Source organism: Rhizobium sp. LARHSG275 (assembly GCF_052871115.1).
This window is the reverse complement of sequence record NZ_JBIXJN010000059.1, coordinates 1-1,055: the sequence shown is the minus strand read 5'-3', so window position 1 is coordinate 1,055 and position 1,055 is coordinate 1. Positions and strand designations below refer to the sequence as shown.

General features: G+C 65.4%; 1 protein-coding gene. It reads right to left on the bottom strand.

The annotated features are described in order from the left end of the window. A partial coding sequence (locus ACIPSK_RS33000; protein ID WP_446533141.1) for an IS110 family transposase occupies positions 1-845 on the bottom strand: 845 nt, incomplete at its 3' end. Positions 846-1,055: the final 210 nt, after the last annotated feature.

Genomic DNA, 1,055 nt, shown 5'->3' with positions numbered 1-1,055 from the left:
GGGTTGTGACGGGAGGCGGACAGGGCGGCCATGTAGATGGCGTTCCTGGGTGCTGGGCGTCCGCCCCTGATGGAGCGATGTCCGGCCCGCTCGCCACTTTCGCAGGCAATCGGCGCAAGGCCGGTCAGCATGGCGGCCTGCTTGCCGGAGCAGGCGCCAAGTTCGCAAAGGCCAGCGATCAGGCTTGCGGCGGTGACGGCTCCGATGCCGGGAATGGAGATGAGTATGTCGAGGCGGCGGCGCATCTCGGGATCGGCGCAGATGCTGCGCTCGATCTCGGCGTCCAGTCTTGCGATATGGGTGTCGAGCGCGGCAAGCCGGCGCGTCAGTTCCTTGCGCAGGAAGGCGGTCACGGCCGTCTTCATCCGGTTGGACAGGGCGGTGCGTTCGCCATTGGCGGCAGATCGGGCATTGACCAGTTCCTGCAGGGCTTCCAGCGCTTGGTCCGGCGGTGGGGTCTGTGCGGGCTTGAGGGCTTCTCCCATGATGGCCAGAAACCGCGCATCGAGCCGATCGGTCTTGGCGAGAAAGCCGCAGGCTTTGGCAAACAGCCGGGCGCGCAGCGGATCGACGATCGACACGTAAAAGCCATCGGCATGCAGCGAGCGCTGGACGGCGCGATGCCACTTGCCGGTCGCTTCCATGACGATACGCAGCGCCGAGCGCGGCATCTGGTCAAGCGCATCGAGCTCCCGCTTGAGGCGGCGCAGGCCGGCCGTGTCGTTGGTCACCCGAAAACTGCGGCCGAGAGGATGCAGATGAATGTCCAGCCACTCTTTACAGACATCGATGCCGACATAAACTGTCGCCATCGCGGTGCGTTCGGACGATACCTTGCCTTGCATACGGGACCTGCTCCCCACTATCTGTTCAGGACAAACGCGAAGGACGGGCGGACCAGGCTCATCCCCGGTTCACGCCAAGGGGGTTACGGTCCCGCCCGTCCGACCCCTGGGGGATGGCCATCCCCCAGGGGTCGCACCCATCATCAACGGATGCAGTTTGAACATGCAAGGGGGCCGAGCGGCGGAGCTGCGAGGAGCTTGAGCGCAAGC